The 23940-nt window shown below is 56.2% G+C and carries 15 protein-coding genes; 4 read left to right on the top strand and 11 right to left on the bottom strand.

What is annotated here, in order from left to right:
- Nucleotides 1–6: 6 nt before the first annotated feature.
- Genes EYQ49_02565 through EYQ49_02555 form a run of 3 tightly spaced genes read right to left on the bottom strand, consistent with a single transcriptional unit; the run spans nucleotide 7 to nucleotide 2698 of the window.
- Nucleotides 7–900 carry a formylglycine-generating enzyme family protein gene (locus EYQ49_02565; protein HIG24763.1) on the bottom strand — a complete coding sequence of 298 codons (894 nt, stop codon included), beginning with the start codon at nucleotides 898–900 and terminating at the stop codon, nucleotides 7–9.
- On the bottom strand, nucleotides 858–1538 hold the full coding sequence (locus tag EYQ49_02560; protein HIG24762.1) for an alpha/beta fold hydrolase: 681 nt from the start codon (nucleotides 1536–1538) through the stop codon (nucleotides 858–860). The genes EYQ49_02565 and EYQ49_02560 overlap by 43 nt, the downstream gene beginning before the upstream one ends.
- Nucleotides 1535–2698 carry an epoxide hydrolase gene (locus tag EYQ49_02555; GenBank protein HIG24761.1) on the bottom strand — a complete coding sequence of 388 codons (1164 nt, stop codon included), beginning with the start codon at nucleotides 2696–2698 and terminating at the stop codon, nucleotides 1535–1537. Before EYQ49_02555 ends, EYQ49_02560 begins: the two co-directional genes overlap by 4 nt.
- Before the next feature lie 57 nt (nucleotides 2699–2755).
- On the opposite strand from EYQ49_02555, the gene EYQ49_02550 reads away from it, so the two are divergent.
- A complete protein-coding gene (locus tag EYQ49_02550; GenBank protein ID HIG24760.1) occupies nucleotides 2756–3565 on the top strand; it encodes an SDR family oxidoreductase in 810 nt (269 codons plus the stop codon).
- Nucleotides 3566–3567: 2 nt separating this feature from the next.
- Here the strand turns inward: EYQ49_02550 and EYQ49_02545 are convergent, their stop codons facing one another.
- Entirely contained in the window at nucleotides 3568–4605 is a 1038-nt protein-coding gene (locus EYQ49_02545) for an LLM class F420-dependent oxidoreductase (GenBank protein ID HIG24759.1), read from the bottom strand.
- Nucleotides 4606–4707: 102 nt separating this feature from the next.
- Here EYQ49_02545 and EYQ49_02540 point away from each other — a divergent pair, with 102 nt between their 5' ends.
- From EYQ49_02540 to meaB, 3 genes are read left to right on the top strand one after another with little or no spacing between them, the layout of a single operon-like run.
- Nucleotides 4708–6066, top strand: a complete 1359-nt coding sequence (locus tag EYQ49_02540; GenBank protein HIG24758.1) for a methylmalonyl-CoA mutase — start codon at nucleotides 4708–4710, stop codon at nucleotides 6064–6066.
- On the top strand, nucleotides 6063–8177 hold the full coding sequence (gene scpA / locus EYQ49_02535; GenBank protein ID HIG24757.1) for a methylmalonyl-CoA mutase: 2115 nt from the start codon (nucleotides 6063–6065) through the stop codon (nucleotides 8175–8177). Before EYQ49_02540 ends, scpA begins: the two co-directional genes overlap by 4 nt.
- A complete protein-coding gene (gene meaB / locus EYQ49_02530; protein ID HIG24756.1) occupies nucleotides 8174–9154 on the top strand; it encodes a methylmalonyl Co-A mutase-associated GTPase MeaB in 981 nt (326 codons plus the stop codon). The genes scpA and meaB overlap by 4 nt, the downstream gene beginning before the upstream one ends.
- On the opposite strand, the gene EYQ49_02525 is transcribed toward meaB, so the two are convergent.
- The 7 genes from EYQ49_02525 to EYQ49_02495 form a co-directional block, all read right to left on the bottom strand.
- A complete protein-coding gene (locus EYQ49_02525) occupies nucleotides 9151–10221 on the bottom strand; it encodes a ribonucleoside-diphosphate reductase (protein ID HIG24755.1) in 1071 nt (356 codons plus the stop codon). The two genes, meaB and EYQ49_02525, sit on opposite strands and share 4 nt — an antisense overlap.
- Nucleotides 10221–12563, bottom strand: coding sequence for a ribonucleoside-diphosphate reductase subunit alpha (locus EYQ49_02520; protein ID HIG24754.1), 2343 nt, complete (start codon nucleotides 12561–12563; stop codon nucleotides 10221–10223). The genes EYQ49_02525 and EYQ49_02520 overlap by 1 nt, the downstream gene beginning before the upstream one ends.
- Nucleotides 12564–12866: 303 nt before the next feature.
- Nucleotides 12867–16028 (bottom strand): isoleucine--tRNA ligase, encoded by a 3162-nt coding sequence (locus tag EYQ49_02515; GenBank protein HIG24753.1) that lies wholly within the window; start codon nucleotides 16026–16028, stop codon nucleotides 12867–12869.
- Nucleotides 16029–16070: 42 nt separating this feature from the next.
- Nucleotides 16071–16565, bottom strand: coding sequence for a hypothetical protein (locus EYQ49_02510; protein ID HIG24752.1), 495 nt, complete (start codon nucleotides 16563–16565; stop codon nucleotides 16071–16073).
- A gap of 68 nt (nucleotides 16566–16633) precedes the next feature.
- Complete coding sequence (locus tag EYQ49_02505) at nucleotides 16634–17458, bottom strand: CoA ester lyase (protein HIG24751.1); 825 nt, start codon at nucleotides 17456–17458, stop codon at nucleotides 16634–16636.
- An 11-nt stretch (nucleotides 17459–17469) separates the two neighbouring features.
- Nucleotides 17470–20709 (bottom strand): hypothetical protein, encoded by a 3240-nt coding sequence (locus EYQ49_02500; protein HIG24750.1) that lies wholly within the window; start codon nucleotides 20707–20709, stop codon nucleotides 17470–17472.
- Nucleotides 20702–23854 (bottom strand): PD-(D/E)XK nuclease family protein, encoded by a 3153-nt coding sequence (locus EYQ49_02495; GenBank protein HIG24749.1) that lies wholly within the window; start codon nucleotides 23852–23854, stop codon nucleotides 20702–20704. Before EYQ49_02495 ends, EYQ49_02500 begins: the two co-directional genes overlap by 8 nt.
- Nucleotides 23855–23940: the final 86 nt, after the last annotated feature.

The following is a 23940-nucleotide window of genomic DNA, read 5'->3' as shown; positions in this document are numbered from 1 at the left end:
GGGGGATTACTGGGCCAAGCGGATTCCTTGATGGCCGGTGGTGCTTTCTGGGGTGGTGGCCGACCGAGCACCCACCCGATAGCGGTGGCAGTAACTATCGTGGCACAAAAATGAACCGCCCTTAACTATGCGGTGCACTCCCATGGCCGGCCCGGTGGGGTTAGGGATGGGCCGCTCTTCGGAAAACTGGGTGCCAAACCAGTCGCTGCACCACTCCCACACATTGCCTGAGCAATTGTAAAAACCCCAATTGTTCGGGGCAAAAGCATCCACCGGAGCAGTCCCGGCGTAACCATCTTCTGCGGTGTCCTCAACAGGAAAAGTACCGGTCCAAATATTACAGCGATGCTGGCCATCAACAAGGAGTTCATCGCCCCACGGCAAACGGGCCTGGTCCAGCCCTCCCCGAGCGGCATACTCCCACTCGGCTTCGGTAGGCAAACGCCCGCCCGCCCACTGAGCAAAAGCCATGGCATCCAACCAAGAAACATGCACCACCGGGTGATGGCTGCGCTGGTTTATGTTGCTGTGCGGGCCTTCGGGGCTTCGCCAAGTGGCCCCCATAACTTGCCGCCACCATTCAGCACCTACCACCCCTCGGGTGTCTTCAAAATCGTCGGGTAAATGGCCCGCAAAAACAAAAGACCAACCTTCTTTTTCGGCGGTGGTTTTCCATCCTGTGGTCTCCACAAAAGCAGCAAACTCCTGGTTGGTGACCGTGGTAGCCGAAAGAGAAAACGAGGCGATCTGCACTTCACGCACCGGGCCTTCCCCGTCATTTACGTAAGCCAAGGGGTCCTCGCTGCCCATGCGAAAAACACCACCCGGCAACTCCACCAGGTTGGCCAATGGGTCAATCACGCTAAACCCGCCACAAAAGAACGAATAGCTTCCGCACATTCACCAGGTGCTTTGAGATGCACCATGTGCCCTTGGTCGGGGACCACCACACTGGCTTGCACGTTTAAGTCTCGTTCAAAGAGCGAAGCGGCCGCCGCAAAACGTTTATCCCGCTCACCCAACAAAACCAAAGTGGGGGCGGTGATCTCGGCCAAGCGGTCAATCACCATGGCATCGGTATGCATGGAAATTTCTTCTACTCCGGGGGTTTGATCAAGCTTTTTGGCACTAGCCAACACTGCTTGGTTCCATTCTTCTCGGGCTTCGGGCTTGCGAAAACCCGGCCCGGCCGCCACCAACACCAACCCGGCTACATCCTCGGGGTGAGCTAAAGCATGAGCCAAAGCGAGGTAACCGCCCAAACTGTGACCCACCAAAACCACTGGGCACCCCAGCGTGTCCAACACTGCCGATAAGTCAGCCAGGGCATGTTGGCGCGAGTACTGCCCAGCAGGGGGGTTATCGCTTTCACCGTGGCCCCGAAGATCCCAAGTAGTGACTTCGTGGTCAACGACCAGGTTTTCGGCCAGCGGCGCCCACACCGTTTGGTCATTCACCCAGCCATGAATAAAAACCAAGGCGGGTCCGTGGCCTTCGGTGTTAACCGAGATGCGCACCCCGTCGCTACTGGTGATCACCGAAGACTCCGAAAGAAAGTACGCACATCGGTGAGCAACACGTCGGGGGTTTCCATGGCGGCAAAATGGCCACCCTGCTCATGCTCTGCCCAAAAAGTCACGTTGTGGGTGGGCTCAACCCAGCGTCGGCGGCCCATAAAAAGTTCATTGGGAAAAGCAGAAACCCCCAACGGCACATCGCCCAAAGACCCCGGGTTTATGCCCCCCGGTTGCATGGTTTCAAAATAAAAACGGGTCGACGAGTTAATGGTTTCGGTAAACCAATACAACGCCACGTTGGTCAGGAGGTGGTCCCGGTCGATCACCGAAAAAAGGTCACCGTCGTGCTGGGCCCAACCGTAAAACTTTTCGCCAACCCACGACAACAAACCCACCGGAGAATCAGCCAACCCAGCAGCCAACGTTTGCGGGCGGGTTTCTTGAATACGGAAATACCCGTTGTCTTGCCCGGCGTACCAACCGGCACGATCTAAATGCTGTTGTTCGGCGGGGGTGATGTCCTCAAAGTCATCTTCGGCCCCGGTGGGGCCAGCGGCCAACATGTTTACGTGACAACCCACCACCGACTGAGGAGCAAAATGGGTCATTTGGCGAGCCACCATGGACCCCCAATCGCCGCCTTGTACTCCGTAACGGCCAATGCCGAGACGTTCCATCAAAGCATTCAATGCTTGGGCGGTGCGGTCCACGCCCCAACCAGGTTCCGTGGTGGGCCCCGACCAGCCGTAGCCCGGCAACGATGGCACGATCACCTCAAAAGCATCTTCGGCCTTACCCCCGTAAGCCGGAGGGTCAACCAGAGGGCCAATGAGGTCAAGAAACTCCACCACCGACCCCGGCCAGCCGTGTAACAACACCAACGGAAGGGCCCCCGGGTGAGGGGAGCGCTGGTGAATAAAGTGAATATTTTGGCCATCTACGGTGGTGGTGAAATGAGAGAATTCGTTGAGTCGGGTTTGCGCCGCTGCCCAATCAAATTCGTTTTGCCAATAGTCGGCCAAGTCTTTAAGCCATCCTAAGTCACAGCCGTAATCCCAACCGCTTTCGGCAATCTGGTCAGGCCAGCGAGTGTTTTCTAAACGCTGCTGCAAATCAGCAAGTTGTTCTTCGCTAACCGCAACAGCAAACGGTGAGATTTCTGTAGACAAAGTTTGGTTCATGCCTTGACCGTAGCCGTGCCTTTGCTTAACCTTCCACCCGGCGACTAGGTTCCCCCCATGGAACTCAACAATGCACACGTGGTAGTAACCGGCGGCTCTCGAGGTATCGGAGCTTCTCTCGCTCGGGCTTACGCCGCCCAAGGGGCCCGAGTGACCGTGGTGGCTCGTTCGGCCGAGGCCCTTCAAGCGGTAGCCAACGAGGTAGGCGGCAACGCCCACGTAGCCGACCTCGCTGATTCCTCGGTAGTAGACACGCTGATCGCTGACCTTGAAGCGGCCTACGGACCCATTGATGTGTTGGTCAACAATGCTGGGGTCGAAACGGTGGACCCAATCGCCACCGTGGACGTAGAAGCAGTGCGCGCCACCGCTCGACTTAACCTCGAGACCCCCATGATCTTGACCCGCCAAGTGCTGCCCGGCATGCTGGCTCGCCAAAACGGAGCGTTGGTTTTTACTTCGTCTATGGCTGGAACCTCTGGTTTTGGCGGCATGGGGCCCTACTGCGCTACCAAAGCAGGCATAAACAACTTTGTGGCTACTCTGCGCATTGAGCTTAAAAACACGCCGATTCGTACCACCTTGACCGCCCCCGGCCCGGTAGATACCGGCATGTGGGACAACGTAGAAAATGCGTCCCCCAGCGTGCAACGCACCGTCAAGCGCTTTAATGCTTTGCAGCTGATCCCAAAAACCACGCCGGAAAAACTGGCCGCTCGAGTAGTGGCGGCCACTAAATCCGGCCGCCGCCACGTGCGTCACCCACGGCGTTTAACGCTGAACTTTTGGCTGGGGGAGTCCCCCCGCCGCCTCACCGAATGGTTGACCATCGGGGTTAAATTCGACCCCCTAGACAAAAACCAGTAACGCTAAGCGTGCTCAGCCAGTTCACGTAGGCGGCCCAAAACTTGTGCCGGGTTGCCACCTACCGGGCTGACGTTTAGCGAAGTAACCCCGGCTGCTTTGTAAGCAGCGAGACGATCCACAACGTAAGCCTCATCACCGCAAAGGGTGGTGTTTTCAATCAACTCGGCCGGCAAAGCAGCCATGGCGTCTTCTCGCCGGCCCTCAAGGTAAGCGTCTTGTACCGCTTTGGCTTCGTCGGCAAAACCGTAGTCTCGGCACACATCGTTGTAAAAGTTTTTGCCCCGAGCGCCCATGCCCCCGATGTAAAGCGCCGCCATGGGGCGGGCGTAGTCGCGGTACTGCGCCGCATCATCGCCAATAGCCACCAGGCCGCCAGCCACAATGTCAAACTCGCCACGGTTGGGGTCGCGGCGGGCCATACCGGCTTTTACGGCGTCGCCCCAAATGAGGTCCATGCGTTCTGGGTAAACCAAAAAGGGCAACCAGCCTTCGGTGGTGGCTACGGTTTCTTCGACACTTTTTTGGCCCAAAGCAGCGACATAAATAGGAATATCAGGGCGGACCAAATGGTTGATGATCTTCAAGGGCTTACCTAAGCCGGTGCCTTCTTCGGGCGGCAACGGCAAGGTAAATACTTTGCCCTCGTATTCGAGCTTTTCGCGCTGCCATGCTTGGCGGCAGATGGAAATTATTTCTTTCATACGGGTCAAAGGCATTTTGTAAGGCATGCCGTGGAAACCTTCAATGACTTGTGGGCCGGAAGCCCCCAGCCCTAAAGAGAAACGTCCGCCAGAAAGAGCATCGAGGCCGGCCGCGGTTTGGGCCAGCAACGCCGGGGTGCGGCTGTAGGTATTTAAAATGCCGCTGGCTAAACCCACGGTGGAGGTGCTGGCCGCTAAGTAGCCCAAAAGGCTGACGGCGTCAAAGCCGTAGGCTTCGGGAACCCAAATACAGTCCACGCCGGCCGCTTCAAGTTCTTTGGCTTGAGCAGCAGCTTCCTGAGGGTCGGTGGCGTAGTTGAGGCTGGTGGTTATGTGCATAGAGGTATCTTGCCACTTGGTTTGTCCTAAAGCGAAACCGGGCTACATCAGTTTCATCACGTAAAATCTTGTATTGGCGAACATTCCATCTAACCTTAAAGCATGTCTGATGCGTTTATGCCGCTTTCTTTAGCGGACGGGTTTGCCTCAGTGGGCCAAGAAGCATGGGCTGTCTTGGCGCAAAAGGTTTTGGGCGATCAACCGTTGAGCTCGCTGACCACCGAATTGGACCGCGGTATTTGCATCCAACCGCTCTACACGGCTGACGACGCACGAGGGCGGCAAGGCCCGGTAGGTAGCGCAGGCTGGGATATTCGCTCTTTAGTAAACGAAACAGAGGCCGCCACGGCCAACCAAGTGGCGTTAGAAGAATTACGCAACGGGGCCACCTCGTTACTGCTGGCCGGCCACCATGATTTAGCCACGGTGCTCAACGAGGTGTATCTGGCTATGGCCCCGGTAGCCCTGATGCCCGGCCTGCATCAAAAAGCTAGCGTGGCCTGGTTGCTTGATGCTTGGCAAGAAATAAACCCGGCCGACCGTCGTGGTGCCTTGGGCCTCGACCCTCTCGGGGTAGCGGCCCGCTGGGGTGGCGCTCCCGACTGGGAGGGTTTGGAGCCAACTGTTCAAGCCACCACCGGTTTCTCGGGCCTGCGTGCGCTCACCGTTGATGCCACGGTTTATGCCGAAGCTGGCGCCGGCCCAGTTTTAGAACTCGCCGCCTCGTTGGCCACCGGGGTTGCTTACTTGCATCACCTTGTTGATTCTGGGGCAACGGTTGATGAAGCTTTCGCCGCTCTGACCTTTACTTACACCGCAGATTGTGACCAGTTTGTGACCATGGCTAAATTGCGTGCCGCTCGTCGCCTATGGGCCCGGGTGGCCCAAACCAGCGAGGCCGGCGACCAAAGCCAACACCAAACAGTAGTGACCTCCGCTGCCATGTTGACCCGACAAGACCCCTGGGTGAACCTTTTGCGCTCCACGGTGGCTGCCTTTTCTGCCAGCATCGGTGGAGCAGACGTAGTAACGGTACGCCCCTTCGATAGCGCCCTCGGTCAACCCGACGAGTTCGGTCGCCGCATGGCGCGAAATCTACAACTTGTGCTGGCTGAAGAAAGCAGCCTCAGTTCGCTAATTGACCCGGCGGGTGGTTCGTGGTTTGTTGAAAACCTCACCGACCAGTTGGCGCAAGCCGCCTGGCAAGAATTCCAAACTGTCGAGGCGGCCGGGGGAGCCGAAGAAGCCTTGGCCAGTGGCCGTTGGGCCGCCGAAGCAGAGACCGCCGCCGCAGCCCGCTCGGCTCGTATCGCCGACGGATCCGAAGAAATCATCGGCGTAACGGCTTACCCCAACCCTGAAGAAGCGCCTCTGTCGCGGCCAGCCACCAAGGATCAACCCGCTGGGCCGCTGCCCCTGCGCCGCTGGGCTGCACCATTCGAATCGGGAGGCACAGCATGATTCCCGACTTCACCACTGTTGATCTCGGCGAAGCAGCCAACGAGGCTCCGGCCAGTTCAGATACTTTCTTAACCCCCGAACAAATCCCCGTGGCTGTTCAGGCCACCGCAGACGACCTTGAGGGGTTGGACTTTTTAGAAACCCAACCCGGGTTCGCCCCCTACCTACGGGGCCCGTACCCCACCATGTACGTCAACCAACCGTGGACGGTGCGCCAATACGCCGGGTTTTCTACCGCTCAAGAATCCAATGCTTTTTACCGCCGCAACTTGGCGGCCGGCCAACGTGGCCTTTCGGTAGCTTTCGACCTGGCCACCCACCGAGGCTACGACAGCGACCACCCCCGGGTCACTGGCGATGTAGGCATGGCCGGAGTCGCCATTGACTCCATCGAAGACATGCGTAACTTGTTTGCCGGCATTCCGTTGGATCAAATGAGCGTGTCTATGACCATGAACGGAGCGGTTTTACCCATAATGGCGCTCTACATCGTGGCCGCCGAAGAACAAGGCGTGTCGCCCAAAGACCTCAAAGGCACCATCCAAAATGACATCCTTAAAGAGTTCATGGTGCGCAACACCTACATTTACCCGCCCCAACCGTCCATGCGTATTATTTCAGATATTTTTGCTTGGTCGAGTAAAGAGATGCCGAAGTTCAACCCCATTTCAATTTCGGGCTACCATATTCAAGAAGCGGGAGGCACCGCCGACCTCGAACTGGCCTACACCTTGGCCGACGGAGTGGAATACGTGCGGGCCGGCATGGCTGCTGGCCTCGACGTAGATACTTTTGCTCCACGGTTGAGTTTCTTTTGGGGTATCGGCATGGACTTCTTTATGGAAGTAGCCAAGTTGCGGGCTGGCCGGCTTCTGTGGGCGAAACTCATGCAACAGTTCAACCCGCAAGACCCTAAATCGTCGTCGTTGCGTACCCACTGTCAAACCTCTGGTTGGAGCCTGACCGCCCAAGACCCTTTTAATAACGTGGCCCGCACCTGTATTGAGGCTATGGCAGCCACCCAAGGCCACACCCAGTCACTACACACCAATGCGCTCGATGAAGCGCTGGCTTTGCCCACCGATTTTTCGGCCCGCATAGCTCGTAATACGCAACTCTTTTTGCAAAGCGAAAGCGGCACTTGTCGAGTGGTAGACCCTTGGGGAGGCAGCTATCACGTAGAACGCTTAACCCATGATCTCGCCGCCCGCGCTTGGCAGCACCTCACCGAAATAGAAGAAACGGGAGGCATGGCGGCAGCCATCGAAGCCGGTATCCCCAAACTCCGCATAGAAGAATCCGCCGCCCGTACCCAAGCACGCATAGACGCCGGACGCCAAGCGGTGATCGGCGTAAACCAGTATCGGCGACCCGTTGAAGACGAAATAGAGGTACTTCGGGTAGACATCACCCAAGTGCGTGCCGACCAAATAGCGCAACTAAAACGTTTACGCGCTCAACGAGACCCTCAGGTTTGGGCGGATTCTTTGGCTGCTTTAACGCAAAGCGCCGAGAGCGGCCAAGGCAACTTGCTGGCTTTGGCCGTTGATGCAGCTCGTGCACAGGCTACGGTCGGCGAGATCAGCGACGCTTTAGAAAAGGTCTATGGGCGTCATGTAGCGGAGGTGCGTACCATTTCTGGAGTATTTAACGCCGAGGTAGGTGATGGAGAAGCCATAACCGCCGTGCGAACGCAGATCGTGGACTTTGAAAACACTCAAGGGCGCCGCCCCCGCATTTTGGTAACCAAAATGGGGCAAGACGGGCACGACCGGGGCCAAAAAATAATCGCTACGGCCTTCGCCGACTTAGGCTTTGACGTAGATATCGGCCCGCTGTTTTCGACCCCGGCCGAAGCAGCTCGCCAAGCGGTCGAAAATGATGTGCACGTGGTGGGGGTGAGTTCGCTGGCTGCCGGTCACCTCACCTTGGTGCCCGAGTTGCGTCAAGAACTCGACGCCCTGGGCCGTGGAGACATCAAATTAGTGGTTGGTGGGGTTATCCCTACCGTCGACCATCAAGCATTGCTGGATGCCGGAGCGGTAGCAATCTTTCCACCAGGCACGGTCATTGCTACGGCCGCCGCTGAGTTGCTAAACAAACTGGTATGACCTTGCCCGTCGAACGCTTGTTAGCTGGGGTACTGGCCGGTGACCGAGCGATGGTTGGTCAAGCCATCACCTTGGTCGAATCAACCCAAGCCAGCGACCAAAAAGTCGCCCAAGAGCTTCTCGCCGAATTGTTGCCTCACGCTGGTCAAGCCCATCGAGTCGGGATAACCGGTGTTCCTGGAGTGGGGAAATCAACTTTTATAGAAGCCTTAGGAACTCAACTCACCAGCCAAGGCCATCGGGTAGCTGTGCTGGCCGTTGACCCCACCTCCACGGTGACCGGGGGTTCCATATTGGGTGACAAAACTCGCATGCAGAAACTGGCCAACGATCCGGCTGCTTTTGTGCGACCTTCACCGAGCGCCGGCACCTTAGGCGGGGTCACGCGACGTACCCGAGAAACCATGGTGGTGCTCGAAGCGGCAGGCTACGACGTGGTGCTGGTCGAAACGGTGGGGGTAGGACAGTCAGAAACCGTGGTAGCCGCCATGGTAGATATTTTTGTGGTTTTGATGCTTTCGGGCGCCGGTGACGAACTACAAGGAATCAAAAAAGGGGTGCTGGAACTTGCTGACCTTATTGCCGTCAACAAAGCCGACGGGGACCACTTGCCTGAAGCCCGTACCGCCGTTCGTGACTACACCGCGGCCTTGCGTCTCACCCAACCGTTGAACCCTTGTTGGCGTCCGCAAGTGTCTATGGTGAGCAGCCTGACCGGTGACGGTATTGAAGAGCTATGGGCCAGTGTGCTGGATCACCGAGAAGCCTTAGAGGCCGCCGGCCAGTGGGAAGAAAAACGCCGAAGCCAACGTTTGGCTTGGATGTGGGCCATGGTCGAAGATCGACTGTTGGCCGCCTTGCGCAGTGACCCGACGGTGCTTGAGGTGCTTAAAGATATAGAAACCCAGGTACAAGAGGGCACCATGCACCCATCTGCGGCGGCCGAGGCTTTAGACCAAGCGTTTGGGCAAGGCTAGAAGTCTTCGTCAAAGGCCACGCTGCCTTCGACCCCAGTTTGGTAAGCCGAAACAGTGCGCTCAAAGAAGTTAGTGAGCTCTTGCACATCTTGGAGTTCCATAAACCCGAAGGGGTTTTTTGACCCGTACCGTTTGGGCATACCGAGTTGCATCAACCGTTGGTCGGCCACGAATTGTAGATACTCACGGGTATCGGTGGTGGAAAGACCAGAGATGCCTTGACCCAGGAGGTCTTCGGCGAATTCGTATTCAATCTCCACTGCTTCTTCCATCATTTCAACAATGCGTTCTGCAAGGTCGTCGTCAAAAAGTTCTGGCTGTTCGGCTCGTACGGTTTCTACCACAGCGAAAGCAAAGTTCATGTGGCAACTTTCGTCGCGAAACACCCAGTTGGTGCCGGCCGCTAAGCCATTGAGCAAACCTTTGGACCGTAGAAAGTAGACGTAAGCGAAAGCAGCAAAAAAGAACAAGCCTTCAATGCAAGCGGCAAAGCAGATCAAGTTAAGTAGGAACTTTTTACGGTCCTCTTCGGTGTGGAGTTCGCCGAGTTCGTTAATGGCCCCAATCCATTTGAAACAAAACTCGCCCTTTCGAGCGATGGAAGGAATGGTTTCAATAGCGGCGAAAGCTTCTTCGCGTTCTGCATGGTCAGGTATGTAGTTGTCTAACAAGGTGAGGTAGAACTGCACGTGTAGTGCTTCTTCATACAACTGTCGCGATAAATACATGCGTGCTTCAGGAGCGTTGATGTGTTTGTAAAGATTCAACACCAAGTTGTTCGAAACAATGGAATCGCCGGTGGCGAAGAAAGCCACCAAACGAGAAACTAAGTGTTTCTCCGCTGGGTCTAATTTGTGGTCCAGGTCCGGGATGTCATCAGAGAAATCAATTTCTTCAACGGTCCAGGTGTTTTTAATAGCGTCGCGGTACATCTCGTAAAATGCGGGGTAACGCATGGGTCGCAAGGTCAGATCAAAGCCGGGATCCAAGATGTTGCCCCGATGCGCTGAAGGTTCAGCGGTCGGAGTTTCGTCGAACTCTTCGAAGGATTGTTCGGTAAGGGCCATCAGTCACACGCTTCGCAAGTTTCAGGATTTTCTAGTGAACAGGCCACTGCTTCGGCATCGGTAAATGCTTTGGATTGCGTCGCAGCTTTTGTTGCGCTGTCACCACCGGAAGTTGTTTTGTTAATGCGAGTAGCCGGGCGAGACCGCAAATAGTAAGTGGTTTTTAGGCCGGCTTTCCAAGCATGCAAGTACATAGAACTGAGTTTGCCGATAGTGGGAGACTCCATGAACAAGTTCAGCGACTGACTTTGGTCAATGAAGGCCCCACGTTCCGCTGCCATGTCAATAAGCGACCGCATAGGGATCTCCCAAGCGGTGCGATAGATCTCTTTAAGTTCGTCAGGAATAGCGTCCACATTTTGGATGGAGCCTTCGGCGGCCTTAATGGCGGCCGAGATTTCTTCGGTCCAAAGGCCACGAGCTTGCAGGTCACGAACCAAGTAGCGGTTGATCTGCAGGAATTCACCGGACAGTGTTTCGCGTTTGAACATGTTGGAAACCTGTGGCTCAATGCATTCGTAGCAGCCAGAGATAGTGGCAATGGTTGCGGTAGGGGCAATGGCGATCATCAACGAGTTGCGCAACCCGTGAGCAGTGATGCGGTCCCGTAGGGTTTGCCAACGTGCAGAGTCAGTGGGTTCTACGCCCCACAAGTCAAACTGAAGGTCGCCCTTGGCCGCTCGAGTAATGCTGTAATTGTCGTGGGGGCCAGAGGCTTCGGCGAGTTCGGTAGAAGCCCACAAAGCGTTGAAGTAGATCTCTTCAGAAATGCGGGTTGATAACGAGCGGGCTTCTGGGGAGTCAAAAGCTAAACCCAGTTTGAAGAACACATCTTGAAGACCCATCAAACCCATGCCTACCGGTCGCCAGGCCGAGTTCGAAAAAGAGGACTCTTCGGTGGGGTAGAAGTTGATATCTACCACTCGGTCTAAGAAAGGCACAGCGGTACGCACCACATCGGCTAGTTGTTCAAAGTCGAAGGCGCCATCAACGACCAACGAACCTAAGTTGACCGAACCGAGGTTGCAGACCGCAGTTTCGTCTTGGTCGGTGACTTCAAGAATTTCGGTGCACAGGTTAGAGAGATGCACGACCCGCCCCGGTTCGCCTGTTTGGTTGCAGCGTTCGTTGGAGGGGTCTTTGAAGGTCATCCAACCGTTGCCGGTTTGCGCCAAAGAGCGCATCATGCGGCTGTACAAATCCCGAGCGGGAATTTGCCGTTCGTAGAGGCCGGTTTCTTCGGCTTTGAGGTAGGCCGTTTCGAACTCTTTGCCGTAAAGGTCGGTGAGGTGGGGTACTTGCTTGGGGTCAAAGAGCGACCAAACCCAATCTTTTTCAACCCGTTCCATGAAGAGATCAGGTACCCAGTTAGCGATATTCAAGTTGTGGGTACGCCGCTGGTGGTCGCCGGTGTTTTCTTTCAGATCAAGGAAGTCTTCGATGTCTGCGTGCCAAGACTCCAAGTAAACGCAGGCGGCGCCCTTGCGGCGTCCACCCTGGTTCACGGCTGCTACGGAAGCATCGAGCGTCTTTAGCCAAGGCACGATGCCGTTAGACAAGCCGTTGGTGCCTTTGATGAGCGAACCCTTGGCCCGTACTCGGTGCCAAGCCACCCCGATGCCTCCCGCAAATTTGGAGAGTTTGGCGATATCGGTGTAGCGCTTGTAGATGCCTTCGAGGCTGTCTTCAGGAGAGTCCAAAAGGTAGCAGGAAGACATTTGGGGGTGAGCGGTCCCTGAGTTGAAGAGGGTAGGGCTAGAGGGCAAGTACCGCAGCGAAGAAATTAAACGGTAGAAGGTGATGACATCATCGGGGCAGGTGGCGAGGCCGCAAGCCACCCGGAGAAAGAAGTATTGCGGGGTTTCGGTGACCTCGCGAGTTTCTGGGTGACGCAGCAAGTAGCGGTCGTATACGGTGCGCAGGCCAAAAAACTCAAACAGGTGATCTTGTTCATGGTCGATGGTGTCGTTGAGCTTCCGGGCATTAACGGACACGAATTCGGCGACGTCGGCGCCGATGATTCCTTGCTCAAGGCCTGCCTGAACTGACTGGGAGAAGGAGTGAATGTCTTGGTTTCGCACTTCTTTATCAATCACTGTGGCCAGCAATCGAGCAGCTAAGCGAGAGTAGTTGGGTTCTTCGCCGATGAAAGCAGAAGCGGTGCGGATGGAGAGTTCGTCGAGTTCTTCGGTGGTAGCGCCATCGCAAAGACCAGAAATAGTGCGGGTGGCGATGCGCAGGGGGTCAACGCCAGAGAGTCCTTCGGCAGAGCGTTCTACGGCGCGCACAATTTTGTTGAGATCAACAGGTTCAAGATCGCCATTACGTTTGCGCACCATCATTTGGGTGGTGCCGGTGGCTGTGTCTTGGGTCTCTTCGGTGAGCGCCATGGTGTATGTCTTTCCTCTTGGGTGCGGCTTTTCCCGACCGGGGGTGTGTCGCTTGTTGGTGTTTTTAGTTTTGCTGCCGGGCAAACCCGCATCATCTTGAGAGAGGAGCGCGCGATCCGACTATTTAATTACACACTTGTAACTACACCAATGTCAAGTGATTCAAGCATTTTGGGCAAGATTTCTTTTTTCCCACACGCAGGGTGGTCAAAAAAGAAAAAGAGAAGCGTTTAGTCGCGCTCAGAGTGCGTATTTTTAGTGATCAGAAACGACTTGCAAACCGAGCGTGAGGGCGTGCCCTTCGATAACCATCTCGGTGATGTGCTGCCCGCCCGAACCTTCATGAATTTCGGTCGCTAAAACTTGGCTGGCCACATGGTCTTGATGAGCATGCACCGCTGCCAGCAATGTCGGATCGCCTTGAAGCCATAGGGCAATGCGATCGGTAACCACCAGGTCGGCTTGGCGGCGCGCTTGTTGCACTTGGCGCACGACATCTCGAGCTAAACCTTCGGCTTCTAACGCGGGGGTAACTGCAGTGTCGAGCACTACCACGGCGTCGCCGCTGGCTAGCGCTCCGGCCGTTACTCCTTCGGGGGACTCCAAAGCCAAAGTGAACTCGTTTGCTTGAAGAGTTTCACCGGCCACCACCACTGTGCCGTCGTCTTGTAACACAAAGTCTCCTGAGCGGGCGGCCCCGAAAACCGTTTGCACTCCACGGCCCAAACGGGGGCCCAAGATTTGCCCGTTGGGTTGCAAAACAAAGGAAGCGTGCTGAGTGAGATCTTCGGTGAGCACTACTTTTTTGACGTTCACCTCATCGGTCAACAAGTGGGTGAGGTCGCTTAGGGCTTCTGCGTTAGGGCCGGCCACCGTCAAGGTAGGTAACGGCAGACGCACGCGCAAACCGTTGTCTTCTCGTAGCCGCAAGGCAGTAGAAGCGACGTCACGAAGGCGATCCATTTGTTCTACGAGATCTGGGTCGGCGGGCAGATCTGAGGGGTTGGGCCAGTCGGTCAAATGTACGCTGGGCTGGCCGGTTAAACCGGTATGGATTTCTTCCATAACCATGGGCAAGAAAGGAGCAGCCACCTGAGAAAAGGTAACCAAAACTGTGTACAGCGTGTCGTGAGCGTCACGCTTGTCGGCTTCGTTGTCGCCGGATGTTTTCGCCCAAAAACGGTTACGGCTGCGGCGAATGTACCAGTTGTTTAAAGCGTCAATAAACCCTTGAATTTCGGTGGTAGCGCCGGAGAGGTCGTAGGCCTCCATGTGCTCGGTGACGGCCTCTACTAGGCGGCGAGTTTTGGCCAAGAGGTAGCGGTCCAGAAGGTGGGTGGCGTCGGTGCGAAACTCGGCCCGGTGACCATCAACGTTGGCGTAAAGAGTGAAAAAAGAATAAGCGTTCCAAATGGGCAGCATCACCTGACGCACTACATCGTCAATGCCGGTGTCGCTAATGCGTAAATCGCCGCCGCGTACAATGGCCGATGACATGAGGTACCAACGCAAAGCATCGGCACCTTGGCGGTCAAAGATTTCTGAAGGCTCGGTGTAGTTGCGGAGCTTTTTAGACAACTTGGTGCCATCTTCGGCCAACAAAATACCGTGACAAATTACGTTAGAAAAAGCCGGACGGTCAAACAAAGCGGTGGCCAACACGTGCATGGTGTAAAACCAGCCTCGGGTTTGGTTGATGTATTCCACGATGAAATCAGCAGGAAAATGATCCTCAAACCAGGCTTCGTTTTCGAACGGGTAATGAAATTGGGCGAAAGGCATAGAGCCCGATTCGAACCAACAGTCCAGCACCTCGGGCACGCGACGCATGGTTGATTTACCGCTGGGGTCATCAGGGTTGGGGCGGGTTAGTTCGTCAATGAATGGTCGATGCAAATCATCGGGACGCACCCCAAAGTCGGCTTCGATCTCGTCTACGCTGCCGTAAACATCAAGGCGAGGAAAGTCGGGGTTATCGCTCCGCCACACCGGAATCGGGGAACCCCAAAAACGGTTGCGGCTAATTGACCAGTCGCGGGCCCCCTCTAGCCACATGCCGAAACGACCGTCTTGTACATGGTCGGGAATCCAGTTGATGTCTTGGTTGAGTTCAATCATGCGGTCGCGAATATCTGTGACCTTGACGTACCAAGAAGAAATGGCTTTGTAAATGATTGGCGTGTCGGTGCGCCAGCAGTGGGGGTAGTTGTGCTCGTAAGTGTCGTGACGCACCAAGCGGCCGTCTTCTTTAAGCCGGCGGATGATTTCTGGGTTGGCCTCAAAAACATTGAGCCCGGCCCAGTCAGATACGTCCTCGGTGAAACACCCTTGGTCGTCTACCGGTACCACTTGGCCGATTTGTATCCCGTTGGCTTCACAAACCGTTTGATCGTCTTCGCCGAAACCTGGAGCCATATGCACCACACCGGTTCCGTCGCTGGCGTCTACAAAATCTGCCGCCAGCACACGAAAGGCATCGGTCCGATCAGCGAAAAAATCAAAAAGCGGGGTGTAGGTGCGCCCGACCAGTTCGGTTCCTTTTAGCGTGCCTGCCGGTTCGGTGTTTTCAAGTTGTTCGGTATAACGCTCGGTGGCTTCGTCGCCGAGGACAATAATGGTGCCGTCTTGATGGCGGCGCAAGGCGTAAGTCACTTCAGGGCCCACGGCCAGCGCCAAGTTGGAAGGCAGAGTCCACGGGGTGGTGGTCCAAGCCAAAATACGCATGGGCCCAAGATCGCCTTCTTGCGCAGCGAGGTCAAAAGAAACGGTTACCGCAGGGTCTTGGCGAGGACGGGTGGCGTCATCAAGACGAATCTCAAAGTTAGAGAGCGGAGTTTCGGCCCCCCAAGAGTAGGGCATGACCCGAAACGCTTCGTAAATTAGACCCTTGTCCCAGAGTTCTTTAAAGGCCCACATAACCGACTCCATGTAGTCGCGGTCCATGGTTTTGTAGTCGTGGTCGAAGTCCACCCAGCGAGCTTGGCGGGTAACGGTTTTTTCCCATTCGTTGGTGTAGCGCAATACCGAGGTGCGGCAGTGATCGTTGAATGCTTCAATGCCGTAGTCAATGATGCTGGCTCGACCAGAAACCGGAAGGCCCTTTTCGGCTTCCATTTCGGCCGGGAGGCCATGGCAATCCCAACCAAAGCGGCGGGTAACTTTGTGGCCGCGCATGGTTTGGTAGCGGGGAACCACGTCTTTGACGTAACCAGTTAACAGGTGTCCGTGGTGGGGGAGCCCGTTAGCAAAGGGTGGCCCATCGTTAAAGGTGTATTCGTTTTCGTCGGGGCGTTGCTCAACCGACGTTTCAAAAATATTGTCTTCGGCCCAGCGAGCCAGGATGCGTGTTTCTAATGCCGGAAAGTCGGCTTTTCCTGCCGTTGGGTAGGGCTGGTCGGAAGTGGGTTGATTACTCATGGACGGGTGTCAGGTTATCGGCGCACCGACCCCAGTTCAGCCTTAGGCCTCTTCGGCAGGTTCCTCGGTGACTGCCTCTTCGGTTGGAGCCTCGTCGGCTTCCACTTCTTCGGTAGGTTCCTCAGCAGCGGGTTCCTCGGCTGGAGTCTCGTCGGCTGTCTCTTCGGCGGGTTCCTCAGCGGAAGCAGTTGCGTCGTCTTGTTCCTCGGCGGGCTCTTCGGCTGGAGCCTCGTCGGAGTCTCCGCTGGCAGTCTCTTCGGCGGCCGGTTCTTCAACGACTTCTGCCTCTTCGGGCTCGCCTCCGTCGCGAAGGTTTTGCCAAGTGGCTACGGCTGCCCGGTAGGTAGCGTCAGCTTCCGCTACCACTTCGGCGCCACCGCCAGAGTCTTGAGCCTTTTTTAGTTCTTCTGCTGCTGCATCCTTAGCTTTAGCGGCTTTGTTAACTCGCTGAGTAGCTGCCACGGCATCTTCGGCGGCCTTGCTGCGGCGGTTATAGAGCAGGAGAGCTTTTTGTGTGTCGTCATCAAGTTTGACCATGCCCCCATGATGGCCGAATGAACGCCGACTCCCACCCTTTAATACGGACTTTAAGAAATTCGTAGCGTTTATTTTGTTTGGTCTAGAAGTGCTCGGGCTCGCCGTGCCACCGGTTCATCAACCATCTCACCGTTTACGGCAATGGATGCTTGGCCTTCAGACAAGCCTTTTTGGTAGGCCTCAACGACTTGCTTAGCCCAAGAAAGCTCTTCGGGGCTGGGCATAAAAGCCTCATTGGCCAGCGCTACTTGACGAGGGTGGATGCAAAGTTTTCCGGCAAAACCTAGAGCCCGAGCTTCTTGGGACTCTCGGGTAAAACGTTGGTCATCGCTAAAATCTGTTACCACCATGTCAAGGGCTACTGCTCCCCCCAGGCGGGCTGCTTGGCCTACCTGGCTGCGGGCCATTAGTACTTCAAGGTTGTCGGGGCGCCGCACCCCGCCGAGGTCGGCGATGTAATCTTCTGCCCCGAAGTAGCACCAGTGGACTCGCGGATGGCTGGTTACGTCAACTGCCTGTACTACTCCGGCTACGGTTTCTAACCCGGCCATGATGTTGAGATTGGCGAGGCCAGCGTTGTCAAGAGCGTCGACCACTTTGGCTACTTCGGCGGTGCTTGTTAGTTTTGGCACCACCACGCCGGCCAACTGTTGGGTAAGCCCGTGGGTGATGTCCTCACCGAACCATGGGCTATCTAATCCGTTTATGCGCACCAGCAGTGGCAGGGTGGTGGCCAGTTGGTTGGCGGTGGATACGGCGATTTGCCGGGCTTGTTCTTTTTGTTCCGGCGGGGTGGCATCTTCTAAATCTATGACCGCAGCGCTGGGCTGCGACCGTGGCAATTTTGCCAAAACATCGGCTTGGTTGCCAGGAGCAAAGAGCAGGCTTTTCATAAGCACTCACGTTACCGCGTGGCGATGGCTTGAGCCCGGGCTTCTTTCATAGCGGCTGATAGATCGTCGAGCGAGCGCTCTTGGGCGGGGCCGTTTCCGAGGAAGCAAAAGACCATGCGCTTAATTGGTAAATTGGTGGATTTTTGGGCCATAAGGGCGTAGGCGGCGCCTTGGAGGCGGTAGTGGGCCACCTTGGCGTCGAGATCTTCGCTGGTCTGATAGCCATCAGTTTTGTAGTCCACGATGACTAAACCATCACCGTCCCGGTAGGCCAAATCTATGTAGCCCTCTAAGAGAAGGCCGGGGTCTACAGAAGCGGCAACATAAAGTTCTCTCCAATGTTCGCTTTGCGCTGCCGCAGTTACCGATGGAGATCGTAGAGCAGCGCTAACCATGGAAGCCACGAGTTTCTGGTCGGCGTCTTCGGCGGCCGCTGCTTGTCGGGCTTCGGCTTGCCCGTCGCTGGAGAAGTCAATTATTTCTAGCGCTTTGTGTACGGCCCGGCCGGCAGCCGGGCCGTGCCGCCCGGCTTCGCCGTAGGCCGTGTGGGTATCTTCTTCTGTGCTCTCTGGGGTCAGCGAGGTAGCGGCCACGGTGGGTCGGCGGTTGCTGCGTTCTTGCACTGCGGCGAGGTCGTCTCGCCAAGCAGTGAGGTCGGGAAGATTGCTGGTCTGGGGTGGGGCGGGAACCGCAAAAGGTTGGGCTACTGGTGTTGACAGCGTGACCGCTGTTGGGTCGGCTACTTCGCAAATAATTTCGGCTGAGCAAACGCTAACTTGGTTTTCTGCGGGTTTTTTCGAGAGTTTACGGTGGAGGGAAACCACCAGGTGATCGCGGGCTCGGGTGGCCGCTACATAAAGTAGCCGTAACCGTTCAAGGTGTTCGTGGTGGTCGGATTGGTCTTGAGAATGTCGACGTGCGTCGTTGACGAGATCTTTTTTGAAACCCACGGCAATGCCAGTAGTTCCAGCAGGAAATGAAACGTGCAAACTGCGAGTGTTTCGGGTTGACCCGAGGTCAGCTAATACGCATATGGGGAACTCCAACCCTTTTGAAGCGTGGATGGTCATGATCCGTACGGCGTCGTCGTCGGGCTCTGGGGGGACAACCTCATCTACTTTGACTTCATCATGGGCGTGCAGGCCGCACCAGTGAAGAAACGAGCGAAGGCCGCCGCTGCGTAGTTCGCAGTAAGTGCGTGTGGAGTCGGAAAAGGTTCGAATGCGTCGCCAGGCGTCCCGGGGGCGGGGGTGAGCCATGGCCAGTTCCATAGCCCTGCGCTCTCGAATAACTCGATCAAGAAGTTCAATGGCGTTACTCCATGGGCGGATTTCGTGGATTTTTTTCATCCAAGCCAACCCAGCCCGTACCGGGTGATCGTCGGGGAGGTTCACTTTTCCTGGCTCAAGGTGGTTCCAGTTTCCTCCGTGGCTGACAAAGGCATAAAGGTCGTCATCGCTGCAGCCAAAAAGTGGTGAGCGTAAAGCGGTTATCAAAGCCAACTCGTCGGTGGGGTCGTCAATGGCCCGCAAGGTGGTGAGTAGGTCACGGACTTCATCATTTTTCCAAGGATCTGACCCAGCTTCTATCCGGCAAGGCACGCCGGCGGCCTCAAGGGCTTTGGCGAGGTCGGCCACGGGTTTCCGGGTGCGCACCAAAATTGCTATGTCGCCTGGTCGGCAAGGTCGCCACTGGCCAGTTGCTTGGTCAAGGATGGTCCAACCTTCGGCTAGGGCGGTGGTGATGGTGGCCGCCACTTCGGTGGCGTCTTCGGTGCGCCGTTGGTCAGCGTTAATTTTTTCGTGGCCATCAAAACCAAGAAAGGTGACGGAAGGTCCCACAAAAGACCCTTCGCGCTGAGCTACTAGGGGCACGTAATTGGGTTGGGCATGGGCTTGGGGGATGATGAGTTGGCCGAATATGTTGTTGACCCATTCAATGACCGGTCCGGTGGTGCGAAAGTTGCGTTCGAGGTTGATGCCCTCGGAGTCAAAAGACTCTTGGGCGGAAAGGTAAAGCGAAATATCGGCTCGGCGAAAACCGTAGATGCTTTGTTTTGGGTCACCGACAAAAAACAAAGCCCCGGGGCGGGGTTTGAGTTGGCGCCAGTCGGTGGTGATGGTGTCGGGATCGGCGATGAGGGCGGCTAGTTCAATTTGCAATGGGTCGGTGTCTTGAAACTCGTCGAGCAACAGGCGTTGGTAGCGCTGGCTTAGGGACTTTCGGACGGCTAAGCCATGGTCGGGGTGCAGGAGCACTCGGCGGGCCAGCACCAGGAGGTCGTGGAAGCTCAGTTGGCCTTGACGCTGACGTTGGTTAGCCGCCGCTACGGCGCTTTGGCCGATGGTTTGAATGAGACGAGCAATGATTTCGTTGGTAAGGCGCTGAAGTTCATCGGTGATGGTTTCGTGAGTTGCTACCAGTTGTTCACGTACCTCTCCGACGCTTACCTCTCCGGTCCAGTTGCCTTTATTGCCGGCACCTTTGCCGGTAGCGGTTGGGCTTTTAGAGAGAAGCCTCACTACGGAAAGAGGGTCGGCGGTGTTGCGTGCGAGTTCTTCGGTGAATTCGGCTACGGCGTTAAGTTTCTCGGCCATTTTGTCGTCGCTGGTTGCACAGTGGTCGGCCAATGCGGTCAAGTTTTGTAAGGTCTCAACGATTTGGTCCACTGCAAGGGGAGTGGGTTTGGGAGCGGTGGGGAGTCGCTGTTCAACAAGGTCCCAATTTTCGTCAAATCGTAAAGCCAATTTGCGAAGGTGGTCAAGGGTTATGCCGAGTTCCATGCCGGCCAGCACCGTGAACGTTTGGTCAGGGTCGTTGAGTAGATCATGCAAGGTGAGGGACCACCGTTCGTCAAACTCCAGCAATCCTGAAACATCGTCCATGAGTTCCACGGCAGGCGGAAGCCCCGCTTCTATGGGATGGTCGATCAGGATGCGTTGGGCAAAGGCGTGCAAGGTGCACAAGGCGGCCCCATCAAGTTCTACTAAAGCTGCGGCAGCTAAGTCGGCGGTATCGCTGTCTTGGTTTACCAGTTGTTCGAACCGGCGCCGTACCTGGTCACGGAGTTCGCTGGCCGCCCGGTCGGTAAAGGTGATGGCAGCAATGTGCTCCATAGAGACGCCGCTGCACACCAGCGCCACGATGCGCCCCACCAGGGCGGTGGTTTTGCCGGTGCCGGCTCCTGCTTCTACGAAAAGGGTGGCGTTGAGGTCTTCTTTGATGCGGTCTCGTGCTATTTGATCAACCATGGTTTTTCTCCAAACCGACGGTGGCGGCGATTTCTTCGTTTTCGAGGTCGCCGATGAGTGAGCGGTAAACGTCGAGGGCGGGGTCTTCTTTTTTGTGCATCCAGCGGTCGAAACTGCTTGTGGTGCCGAGCCCGTCGGGGTTGCAATAGTGGCAAGGCAACCCGTAACGATCGTCTTTGTCGGGGCGGGCCGGGAAAAGGCCAGATTGAATGCTGTTGGCAATTACCCCAAGGACATAATCGAAGCGGTCAAGCACTTCGGCGGTGAGGGGGTGGCCTTGTAGTTTCCCCCCGTCGGTGAGGAACCAGTATTGAGCGTGCACGTTGCTCTCAGGTAGTTCGAGTAGGGCCCGTGCAGCTAATCCATAGAGCGGGAGTTGAAGGTACTGGCCATTGACGTCGGGGTTTTGGACAGTGACTTTTTTGTAGTAACTGGCTTGTCCGGTTTTGTAATCGCTGATGATTAAGTGCCCGTCTTGGGTTTTGTCCACTCGGTCGATCATGCCGCGAAACCGAATCTGGCGACCGTCGGGCAGGGTATGCACGTAAGGGGTCAAGCCAGTTATTCCGAAGCCGAGTTCGGCTGCCAAAGGGGTGGCGCCGGTGCTCTTGCGAAATAAATTGTCGTCAATTAGGAATGCTTCAAGAGCGCGAAGCAAGTGTTGGCTTTCCATTTTCCAGAGGAGCGATTGGCCGGCTAAGCCGCGATCTTCAAGGAGAGTGAACTCTTCTTGGCAAAGGGTGTGAAGGCGTTGCCGGTGCTGTTCATTCCATACTTCACCAGGGACTGGGAGGTCGCCGGCTTCAAGGCCGTCTTTGATGAAGCGTTCGAGTATGTGGTGGGCCAAGGTGCCCCGGTCGAGTGGGTTGATTCGCTCTTCGTCGTTGGGCTCAAGGGGGGCTTTTACCTTGAGTATGTGTTCCACAAAGTAGGCGTAGGGGCATTTGACCCAACTTTGAAGCCGGGTGGCCGAGACGATGGTGCTTCCGTCAGCGGGGGTGGGGAGGTTTTTGCTGGTTAAGCGGCCGTCAAACTCGGTGAGAGTGTCAAGGTTGCGCTGGGAGATAAGCCGGGCTCCGCGAGACAATATCTGGTCGGTGTTTAGACGAGAAGATGTTAAGAGTTGGCCACCGGTGTGTTGATGACGAAGTAACTCCGCTAAAGCATATTCCTGATGGTTGAGGGGGAAATCTAGTTTGTGTAAGGAGCCCACGAAGGAAGGGAAGGTCTGGAACCATGAGGAGGTAGTTTTTTCAAGATCTTCAGGTGCCGGACGAGTGCCGGTCTTGGCTTCTACTTGGTCGAGAAGCCAACGTGAGGGTACTAATTCGGTTTTGGCCCCAAGGTCGCCTCGAGGGAAGATCAAGACTTGTTGTGGGGCGGAGGCCAAGACGGCGAGCAAATTGTGATGCAACTGTGCTTGATGTTCGTTTCGGCTGGGGAGCGAGCCGTTGGTCGAGCGCCGGAGAACGTCGGGCAGCAGTGGGTCGTCTCGGCGTCGGGTGGGGGTGATCCCCTCGGCGAGGCCGACCACTATCACGAGGTCAAGGTCTAAACCGGCGACCACGCTAAGCCCGCCCACTAAGACTCCTTCACCGAAACGGCCTGAGCGGTCAAGGCCTCGGTCGAGACCGTCGGATACGGCACGATAAAAAGTTGTGAGCCCGGGTGTGGCTTCTATGAAATGTAGTCGAGAAAGGCTCCGTAGGAGGTCGGTTACTTGGCTGAGGGCTTCGGTTTCTGCTTCGGGCCAGTCAGGGCGTTCGGTGGCTGGTGCGAGGTATTGTTTCAAGAGTTTTTCTGCCCAGGCAGCGAGTTCTGGCCAACTGGAGCGGGGTTCAATATCGTTCACGGCCTCCGCTAGTCGTTGAACGAAGGTTGTCAAGTTTTTGGCTTGAGTGGTGTTTTCTTCGAACCGACTCCAGGTGGAAGGGTCTGACCCGGCGGCTTCTTTGTTTTGTTTGTCTTGTTCTTGGTCGGCTCGGTATTGGTTGAGTCGACGTTCCCATTGTTCTAAACCAGAAGTAATGCCCGCTTGGCGCGACAGGCGCTCCCATTGGGCGGAAGGTATTTTTTGGTTGTCTCCATCAAAAATGGCTCCGGAAGACACAAGAGCCATAACGGCAGAGCGGGAAAAATCTTGGTCCGACAACTCGAGTAATGCCAACAGGGTGCGGCCGGCTATTGATTCGCTGAGTCTCCGGTCGGCGACTCCGTTGAAGGTGAGGCCAGCGGATCGCAAGTGTTGATGCAACAGGCTGGCGTAGTGGTCGGTGCCGGGGTGGGCAATAGCCATGCGAGCAAAGGAGGTGCCTTGGGCAGCAGCGGCCACTATTTGGCGTACGGCCATGCGGGCTTCTTCGTCGGGGTCGGCGAGGGAACAAACAGAAAGTTGTTCGGTAAGGGGTTTTGGTTGTGGTGGGGTAAAGGCTCCGCCGAGATGTTCAACGACCAATTGGGCTGGCTGGTCAGCAGTTGGGTCGCCGGTGTAGCCGGCGATGACCGCTAAAGAGTTTTGGTTGGCTAAAGCGGTTAATAAACCGAGGCCTGAGTTGGTGATTTGGCCAGGGAGGTAAACCACTACAGATCCAAGAGGTTCAAGTGCTGGGTGGCCGCTAGCGGCGATGCTTTGGGCGGCGTGGTTGAGGTCTACTTCGTCGAAGTAGCGGGTGGTCAACCGTTGGTGGGTGAGGCGATGGATGCGCACAATTTCTTGAGCTTGGCGATGGCCAGCGGATAGTGCGTCTAACGTTTCGTCGTCGAGTTCGCGTAGCTCGCGATGGACCCGCACCATGGCGCGTTCGGTGGCGGGGTGGCGAGCTACCGGTTTCAAAAGGTCTGCTGATTTGGCCAGCGTGGCTCGCACGGCGGCTGCTACCACGGGGTCAGAAACAGGAATTCGCGAATCATCGGTTAGTGCCGGAGCGGCCAAGAGGCGGGCCACGCCAAGCAAGGTGTCGAACCTTACGGCGGCCAAACCACCCTGAGTAGCGAGGGCTCGGCGGGCTGATACCCCGACCAAGTTGGAGGGCACGATGACGGTTACGGGAGTCAAAGCATCGCCTGCTTTGGCCCGGTTTACTGCGGCGGCCAGCGCTTCGGTGGCCGCAGCCCCGTACTGGGTGAAGGTAAAAGTAGTTTCCATGTAGTGAGTAAGGGTACGTCACCCCTGTGACAGTGCCGATTCGTGGCTGGATGTGGTGTGCTGCTTTACTCCGAACTAGGTTCAGC

The sequence above is a fragment of the Acidimicrobiia bacterium genome (assembly GCA_012959995.1).
Classification (GTDB): domain Bacteria; phylum Actinomycetota; class Acidimicrobiia; order Acidimicrobiales; family MedAcidi-G1; genus MedAcidi-G2B.
The sequence above is the reverse complement of the archived record's forward strand: the minus strand, read 5'-3'. Positions and strand labels throughout refer to the sequence as shown.

Bases quoted from the DNA above. Each gene is read 5' to 3' on its own strand.
- EYQ49_02545 (HIG24759.1), bottom strand. From the start codon at position 4,605: ATGCACATAACCACCAGCCTCAACTACGCCACCGACCCTCAGGAAGCT.
- EYQ49_02495 (HIG24749.1), bottom strand. From the start codon at position 23,854: ATGGAAACTACTTTTACCTTCACCCAGTACGGGGCTGCGGCCACCGAA.
- EYQ49_02555 (HIG24761.1), bottom strand. From the start codon at position 2,698: ATGAACCAAACTTTGTCTACAGAAATCTCACCGTTTGCTGTTGCGGTT.
- scpA (HIG24757.1), top strand. From the start codon at position 6,063: ATGATTCCCGACTTCACCACTGTTGATCTCGGCGAAGCAGCCAACGAG.
- EYQ49_02510 (HIG24752.1), bottom strand. From the start codon at position 16,565: ATGGTCAAACTTGATGACGACACACAAAAAGCTCTCCTGCTCTATAAC.
- EYQ49_02515 (HIG24753.1), bottom strand. From the start codon at position 16,028: ATGAGTAATCAACCCACTTCCGACCAGCCCTACCCAACGGCAGGAAAA.
- EYQ49_02525 (HIG24755.1), bottom strand. From the start codon at position 10,221: ATGGCCCTTACCGAACAATCCTTCGAAGAGTTCGACGAAACTCCGACC.
- EYQ49_02505 (HIG24751.1), bottom strand. From the start codon at position 17,458: ATGAAAAGCCTGCTCTTTGCTCCTGGCAACCAAGCCGATGTTTTGGCA.
- EYQ49_02520 (HIG24754.1), bottom strand. From the start codon at position 12,563: ATGATGGTGCGCAAACGTAATGGCGATCTTGAACCTGTTGATCTCAAC.
- meaB (HIG24756.1), top strand. From the start codon at position 8,174: ATGACCTTGCCCGTCGAACGCTTGTTAGCTGGGGTACTGGCCGGTGAC.
- EYQ49_02500 (HIG24750.1), bottom strand. From the start codon at position 20,709: ATGGTTGATCAAATAGCACGAGACCGCATCAAAGAAGACCTCAACGCC.
- EYQ49_02550 (HIG24760.1), top strand. From the start codon at position 2,756: ATGGAACTCAACAATGCACACGTGGTAGTAACCGGCGGCTCTCGAGGT.
- EYQ49_02540 (HIG24758.1), top strand. From the start codon at position 4,708: ATGTCTGATGCGTTTATGCCGCTTTCTTTAGCGGACGGGTTTGCCTCA.
- EYQ49_02565 (HIG24763.1), bottom strand. From the start codon at position 900: ATGTGCGGAAGCTATTCGTTCTTTTGTGGCGGGTTTAGCGTGATTGAC.